At 59.4% G+C, this 7894-nt stretch carries 5 protein-coding genes; 1 reads left to right on the top strand and 4 read right to left on the bottom strand.

Annotated elements, in window-relative coordinates:
- Positions 1-108: 108 nt before the first annotated feature.
- On the top strand, positions 109-984 hold the full coding sequence (locus tag NZ453_RS19020) for a DMT family transporter (protein WP_263772460.1): 876 nt from the start codon (positions 109-111) through the stop codon (positions 982-984).
- A 173-nt stretch (positions 985-1157) separates the two neighbouring features.
- Here the strand turns inward: NZ453_RS19020 and argG are convergent, their stop codons facing one another.
- The 4 genes from argG to NZ453_RS19040 form a co-directional block, all read right to left on the bottom strand.
- Positions 1158-2504: an argininosuccinate synthase gene (gene argG / locus NZ453_RS19025; RefSeq protein ID WP_263772461.1), complete on the bottom strand. Its 1347-nt coding sequence runs from the start codon at positions 2502-2504 to the stop codon at positions 1158-1160.
- Between the two features lie 465 nt (positions 2505-2969).
- The gene (locus tag NZ453_RS19030) at positions 2970-3752 is read right to left on the bottom strand and encodes an alpha/beta hydrolase (protein WP_263772462.1); all 783 of its coding nucleotides are present in this window, start codon (positions 3750-3752) and stop codon (positions 2970-2972) included.
- A gap of 126 nt (positions 3753-3878) precedes the next feature.
- On the bottom strand, positions 3879-6563 hold the full coding sequence (locus tag NZ453_RS19035) for an autotransporter family protein (protein ID WP_263772463.1): 2685 nt from the start codon (positions 6561-6563) through the stop codon (positions 3879-3881).
- Between the two features lie 420 nt (positions 6564-6983).
- The coding region (locus NZ453_RS19040; RefSeq protein ID WP_263772464.1) for a methyl-accepting chemotaxis protein at positions 6984-7894 on the bottom strand (911 nt) is incomplete at its 5' end.

Below are 7894 nucleotides of genomic sequence, written 5' to 3' on the forward strand. Positions count from 1 at the left end.
TCGCCGACGAGCAACAGCTTGGCCTGTGAATTTCGGCCGCCGAAATTCATCGTTGCGCACGATTCAAGGCACCGATAGACGATAGACCAATCGCATTTTTTGAGAGAAATGACGCAGCTTGGCCACATTGCCTTCCTCCTTCTTGGGCTCGTTTGGGGAACCAATTTCCTCTTCATGAAGTGGGCGGCCGCGTTATTGACGCCCAGCCAGATTGTGCTGTTGCGCGTTTTGTTCGGCTTCGCTCCGATTCTTCTGTTGGCGATGAGCCGCGGCGTGTTGAGATGGTCCCAGTTGAAGGATCTTCCTCATTTCATGGTGATGGCTCTTTTGGCCACCGTCTTCTATTACTACGCGTTTGCCGCTGGTACCGCGCGCTTGCCGTCCGGCATTGCCGGCATGCTTTCGGGAGCCATCCCGCTGTTCTCGTTCGTGACGGCGTGGGTCTTCATGCGGGAAGAGCCACTGAATCGGCTCACCATCGGCGGCCTTGTCATCGGTTTCGCGGGGATTTTGTGCATCGCGCAGCCTTGGCGGGTCGAGGATGCAATTGACCCGCACGGCGTCTTGTACATGATTGCCGGATCGATCAGCGTAGGCAGTTCATTCATCTACGCCCGGCGTCATCTGTCTTCCAAAGGGCATTCGGCGTTGGCCCTTTCGACCTGGCAAATTGGATTGGCACTCTTGCTATTGCTGGCCGTTACCGATTTTCACGGTATTACAGCGATCTACCATGACCCGCGTGCGTTGGCAGGACTTGTTCTCGGGCTCGGACTGCTCGGCACCGGACTCGCCTACGTTCTCTACTATTTCATCATTCAACGTCTGGGCGCGCTGCGTGCCGCCGGGGTTTCCTACATCCCTCCGGTGGTTGCGCTGGTGGTGGGCCATGTTCTTGTCAACGAGCCGCTCCAAGCCATTCACTTGGTGGCCATCGCGTTGATTCTTGGTGGTGTCTATTTGCTGCAAACAGGTAAGCGTTAAGCGACACACCTGCTTCATGCGAACAGCCGCCGTACGCCAAAGGCTGCCAATACGCGGAAGCGGCTTCTCAAAATTCAACGGGCCTGCTGGAGCAGGCCCGTTGGCTTTTCGACTCACATCGACAAACGGCTCACATGGTCACGTTAGGCCGAGCTTTTCTAGCAAGACGACGGTTATTTCTTCTCCGCATTCCCCGTCAGCAGAGGAATGCTGCCGTCTTTCTGCGAGCCGAGCAGACCGCTCTGACTGTAGATGCCGAGCTTCTGGCGCGTGTCGATGATGTCGAGGTTGCGCATGGTCAGTTGGCCGATGCGGTCGGCTTGCGTGAAGGCGGCGTCTTCCACCTTTTCCATCGACAAACGTTCGGGCGCGTAAGTAAGGTTCGGGCTCGCCGTATCGAGGATCGAGTAGTCGTTGCCGCGGCGCAGCTCTAACGTGACTTCGCCGGTGATGGCACGCGCCACCCAGCGCTGGGCGGTTTCGCGCAGCATCAGCGTCTGCGGGTCGAACCAGCGGCCCTGATAGAGCAGGCGGCCAAGGCGCAGGCCGTTGATGCGGTACTGCTCGATGGTGTCCTCGTTGTGAATACCGGTCACCAGGCGCTCATAGACGATGTGCAGCAGCGCCATGCCCGGGGCTTCGTAGATGCCGCGGCTCTTGGCCTCGATGATGCGGTTCTCGATCTGGTCGCTCATGCCCAAGCCGTGCCGGCCGCCGATGGCATTGGCTTCGGCGAACAGGTCGACGGCATTGGCGAAGGTCTGGCCGTTGATGGACACCGGCTCGCCTTCCTCGAAACGTACGGTAACGGTTTCCGGCTTGACGACCACGTCCTCGCGCCAGAAAGCGACGCCCATGATCGGGTTGACGATGTTGATGCCGTTCTTGAGGAATTCCAGATCCTTGGCTTCGTGCGTCGCGCCGAGCATGTTGGAGTCGGTCGAATAGGCCTTCTCGACGCTCATCTTGTAGTCGAAGCCGTGCTTGATGAGGTATTCGCTCATCTCCTTGCGGCCACCCAGTTCGTCGATGAAGTCCTGGTCGAGCCACGGCTTGTAGATGCGCAGTGCCGGGTTGGCCAGCAGACCGTAGCGGTAGAAACGCTCGATGTCGTTGCCCTTGTAGGTGGACCCGTCGCCCCAGATGTTGACGTTGTCTTCCTTCATCGCCACGACGAGCGCCGTACCGGTGACAGCCCGGCCCAGCGGCGTGGTGTTGAAGTAGGTACTGCCGCCGGTCTTGATGTGGAAGGCACCGCACTGGATCGCAGCGATACCTTCGGCGATAAGCTGCGGCCGGCAGTCGATCAGCCGAGCGATCTCGGCGCCATAGAGTTTGGCCTTGCGCGGGATGTCATCGTAGTCGCTTTCGTCGGGCTGGCCGAGGTGTGCGGTATAACAGCAGGGAATGGCGCCCTTGCCGCGCATCCAGTGAACAGCGGCGGATGTGTCCAGGCCGCCGGAGAAGGCTATGCCGACACGTTCGCCGGCGGGGATCTTTTGCAGGATGGTTGCAGCCACGATGGTTCTCGCGATAGGTGGAAAAACCTAAATTGTAACCTGTCCTCCGCGCTGTGCCGTGGCGAAGGAAGAGGCCGGCCGGGAGAGACGAGCCGACGAAGGTTGCGGCTACGGCGGCAAAGGCGGCGCTTCCGACTGGTGTCCTGCTCCCGTTGGATGCAGAGGCATCGGTCTGCCATATGTTCGGTGGTGAGGACGGTCAAGGTGGGCAGCTATGTCAGCCCTGTCTATGCAGCCGGCGCGATGACGGTCTGGCCGGAGTTCGGCCAAAGCTGCCGTTGATCTGATGTGCAATGTGTGGCGGCAATGTGCCGAATACCGGCCGCTTGGTTGAACATTCCCCTGAACAGAGGCCTCTCTCTAAGGCAAACCCGATACGTGACTCAACGTCGCCGCTCGCTACCCATACAGTTAATCCACGGGTTTTTGTCGAGGACTGTCGCTTTCCGACAGTTAGCGCCTTATTCACCGAGCCAAACTCTCCTGCCATAAGCGCGGCCACTGCTCGACCCAGCAACAGCGATGGTCAAAGCTCGACTCGATACGAACGACGGGGCGCTTGCTTACTGGAAAGCGCTCAGCGAAACCTTGAACTAGCAACGGCGTGATGTTGTCATCCATCGCCCCAACATAGTGCCATTGCGGGATAGTTGATAATGCCTCGATATAGTCGACGGGGCTCAACGAGCCCGTTAGCGACTCGATTCGCTGATACGTTGTCCACGCCCGATGATCGAGATTGCCGGCAATAGTCACCAGGCGCTCGACGTCGGTTCGACGAGCGGCAACCAGCGCGGCTACGGCCCCGCCGCCGGAGTAACCGACCAGCGATAACCGCGTGGCGCCGAAACGCTGCTTCAGCACGTCGATGGCGCGATCGGTGGCGGCGACCACTTCCGGCGCGAAGCGGCGGCTAGTCCAGTAGCGGCTGGAGCAGTTTGTCGCTTCGGCGTCGCCGTATTGGCACGGGCGGCTAAGGTAGGCAGCGGCTCCCTCCGGCTGCGCCAACGCCAGCCGCAAGGCCAGCGGGTCACGCGGGGTGGGGTCCGATGACACTTGGGTGCCGGTGACCCAGGCCAGACCGTCCCCTTCGATATAGATCGTCAAATGCCCGGCTGAGGCAGGTGCCGAAGGCAAATAGGCCACGAGATCGAAGGGACCGCTTGGGATGATGGCCGCCCGCCAGCTTCTTGACTGTGCCAAGGCGTCAGCCGCCGCGCGGCGCTCGGCCGGCGACGGTAGTGTCATGCAGGCAGCCAGAAGGAGGCATGGCAACCAGAGGCTTGGACGAGGCATGGATCGAGAGTCGGGCAGCGGAAAAGTAAAAAGGCCACCAGATTGCTCCGGCAGCCTTGGTCGTCACGGCGTGTGCGGTTAGAACGCCCAGCGCATAGTAGCCGAAGCCGTCTGGTTGAGAAAGCTCTCGCGGTATTCAACATCGTAGCGCCCGGTGATCTCAAAGCCATTCTTCAGCTTATAGACCGCGCCTACGCCGGCTCGCCCAATCCACGGGCTGTGATTGATCCCGCAGGTGACAAAGGCAGCGCTGGATGCCCCAGCAAAGGCCGCGGTGACGGTATCACGGTCGTTAATTGCGTCGTAACCGATACCCAGGTTGGCGACCAATGTCGTCTGATCGTTCAACCGGTGGGCCAATTTGCTACCCAGGGTGAAGACGAACGCTTCGGCGGTACGGTCCGATACATTGAGGTTGAGGGCGCCGGCGCCGGTTTCGCTGTACGACTTGTCTTTGATCCACGTGTAGTCGGCGCGGACGAACGGTGTTAGCGTCGTGCTGGCGGCCACCGGGTACGCGCGACCAAACCCGAGTCCGAGGTGAGCTGTTTGGCTATCGTAGCTGGACGAGGCCGTGCTGGAATTCAGGGCGATCTGGCGGCGGCCCTTATTGGCGTTTTGGCCGACATCGACTTGGAAGTTAATTTCGGAGCGGTCATCAAGGGCGTAGCTACCGTAACCGGTCAACTGATACAGCCTGATGTCGTTGCTTTGCGGCGCGATGCTTGACTTGCTGTCAACGTCGCTGTCGGCATAAGCGAAGGCACCGCCAACACGCAGCGCTGGCGTCAATGTGCCATCAACACCGGCGACCAGGCCATAAGTCTCGGCTTTGTACCCGGCGACACCATCACGTTCGCTTTGATCGGCTCGCGAGGCGAGTGGCTTGAGCCAGAAGTACTTGTCGCCCAGGAAGCTGTCGCCTGTCGCTCGGCCGCTCACGTGATCGAGGCGGGACAGCACGATGTTGTTGACACCGTTCATCGTTGTCCGCACGGCCGAAATCGAGCCGCCCGTCAGGAGTGGCAGCGTCTGGCTGGCGGCATTCGAGACATCGCGCTCGGTCGTCAATCGGCCAAGGGCGTTAATCACCGAATCCATTCCCGCATGGCCGCTGGTGCCATTGCTGGCGTAGTTCGATATCAGGTTATCGAGGACAGCCGCCGCGCCCCGCGCCGGCGCATTGTCGGATACTTCGACGTCGCGCAAGACGGTGCTGCCGACTGCCCGCATAATCAATAGATCGACGGCGTTGCCGTTCTTGGTGGCGTTGAAATTGAACAGATTGGAGTTGTCGGTAACCGAGAAGCTGCCATCACTGACCAAGGCCCCAGCACTGATGACGTTAGCCATCCGGGTAGCCGAAAAGGAGAAGTTGGGGTTGGTGACATCGACATCGATCCGCGCGTTGCTGGGCAGGGTCGCCGTGCCGGTTACCGCGAGTTTTCCGTAAGTGTTGTTGTCAGCCACCTGGGTACGGAAAATGGCGCCAGCCGCTTGCGTATAGTTGCCCGTAATGGTGCCCGTGCTGCCAGCCAGAGAGCCCATCACGGCGCCGTTATTCACGGCAACCGATGAGGTCAGTGAGCCATTCAGTATCATGGTGCCGGCACTGATCGTAGTGGCACCTGTATAGCGTTGCGCTCCGGATAGAACAAGCGTTCCCGCCCCCGTTTTGGTCACGCCGCCCTCGCCAGCGATATTACCTTGCGTGGTTTGGGTGCTGCCGACAAAAGCAGCCGTGCCCGAGTTAACCTCAAAGGTGATCACCTGGGATGCACCATTGATGTAGATATCCTGGCCCCGGGTCGCAGCAGGACTCCGCCCGCTTCCTTGGACTGTCGTGTTGCCGCTATAGGAAAAATCCCCGGATGACTTGATGGTGAGCGAAGCGCCATCCATCACGAACACGGCGCCGCCATAACCGGTACCACCAGTACCAGGCCCGTTGTTACCATCGCCGCCAGCTCCACCGCCATAACCGGCAGCGCCACCGGCGCCGCTTGTAGTACCAATCCCACCGCCGCCGCCGCCGCCGCCAAAACCGCCAGCGCCACCAGCACCACCGGAAAAGGTGTTTGTAGCCGCTCCGCCACCGCCGCCACCACCACCCGTTGACGCAGTTCCACCGGTGCCACCATTGCTGGTATTAATGCCACCACCCGTCCCCGCTACACCACCGCCACCGGGAAAAAGCGTTGAACTGGCACCTACACCACCCGCCCCACCGGTTCCAGAGCCAGAAGGGGCTGTTCCGCCCGTTCCGCCATTTAAAGCACCGCCTCCGGAGCCCCCGGAGTGTGAGCCGGCCACCCCACCATTGCCGCCTTTAGCAGTGTTATTGGTGAAAGCGACGTCTTGCAAAGTCACTTTGGCGCCACTGGCCACAAACAAACCGCCACCCGCACCAAGGCCGCCGCCGCCACCGCCATCACCGCCACTGCCGCCGTTGCCACCCCTCGCCAAGGTGTTGGTGAGCGTCAGATTCGAAATATTGACGGTGGGGCCGTTGGTTCCAGATACCTGGATGCCTTGATAGAGGGCGTTGCCGTTAATCGTACTGTTGTTGCCTACGATATTGACGATAACGTTGGAACTATTCGAAACCAGGGCGGAAAGCGAACTCGTCAGCGTAAAGCCGCTCGTTATATTGATTTGCACCGTCGAGTTGCTTCCCGCTGAGGCAACGACAGCAACCGCAGTATTCCAGTCAGACTGACTAGCGACGTCTATCGCCTCGGCGGTCTGGCTAATGAAGCTCATTGGCAAAGCAACCGCCAAGAGGACTCGCAGTCGCGAACCTGGGAGTCGCTGAGAGCTGTTCAAACTCGACCTGATTTTGCAGAAAGGGGGGGGTCCTGAAATCCTCAACTGATGCTCCTCTGGGGTTCGTGCACCTAAATGGATCCGATTATATTATTGGGAACAATTCGCCTATTGATACATGTCATCGTCATTCTCGCTCAAGGAACAAGTAGATGGCGCATTTAAGGCGTGGACAACGTGCTAGCGGGAATCCTGCCAGCTGCGCTGCATAGCGGCGCGCGCTCCCACAATGGCATTTCGTTGGCCCCGTAGGTGGAGGCGTCATCCCCGATGAGGTCATGTCTGATTCGTCGTGTGCGTGGATTCCGCCGATCAGTAGGGGCCCTTTAGGCGGACAATCCATGGATTCTACAAAAGCTAGAGTCGGTAAGCGCGGACGATGTGTTGCATTTCTGTCGCGAGATTGTCGAGATCTTTGGCTACCTGCGCGCTATTGTCGGCGGCCGCGCTGCTCTCTTCGGACATCTGAGCGATCCGTTCGACCTGCTGCGCGATGGTCGTCATCGCCGAAGCTTGCTCGCGAATGGCGGAAGAGATTTCTTGAACCATTTCCACCGCATTCCTGCTTCCGATCCCGATCTGGTTAATCGCTTCGTTCGCTTTGCTGGCAGAGTCGACGCCACGCCCAACTTCGGCAACGACGCTTTCCATCCTCATGGCCACTTCGTCGGCTCCGGTTCGCATGGACTCAATCGTTTTTGATATTTCCTGAGTTGACGCGGACGTCCGTTCAGCGAGTTTACGCACTTCGTCGGCAACAACCGCGAATCCCCGTCCTTGTTCTCCGGCGCGAGCCGCCTCAATGGCCGCATTCAGAGCAAGAAGATTGGTCTGGTCAGCTACCTCTTTGATTACGGCGACAACGCTTGAGATTCGTTGACTGTTTTCGACCAACTCGCGTATGCGATCAGCCGCCTGATGGACTGTGTCGGAAATCTTGTTGATGTCGTCTACCGTCTTGCCAATGATCGACTCCCCTGATGCGGCCAAAGTCCCGGACTCGGTGGACAGGCGGTCTGCCTCGCTCGCGCGATCACCGACGTGGTTGATACTGACGGTCATTTGCTCGACTGTGGCGGCCATGTTCGCCGCTGACTCACTTTGCTGATGCGAGGCGATGGCCACTTGTCCCGAGGTAGCGGCCATCTGGTTCGCAGAATGGGCAACCGAGGCCGAGCGTTCCAGAATCGTCTTGAGGTTGCCCTGCAATTTATCGATAAGGCGGTTCAGCGCTTGCGCCGTCAAACCAATTTCATCTTCTCTCAACA

It is taken from the genome of Propionivibrio soli (genome assembly GCF_025770765.1).
GTDB classification, from domain to species: domain Bacteria; phylum Pseudomonadota; class Gammaproteobacteria; order Burkholderiales; family Rhodocyclaceae; genus Propionivibrio; species Propionivibrio soli.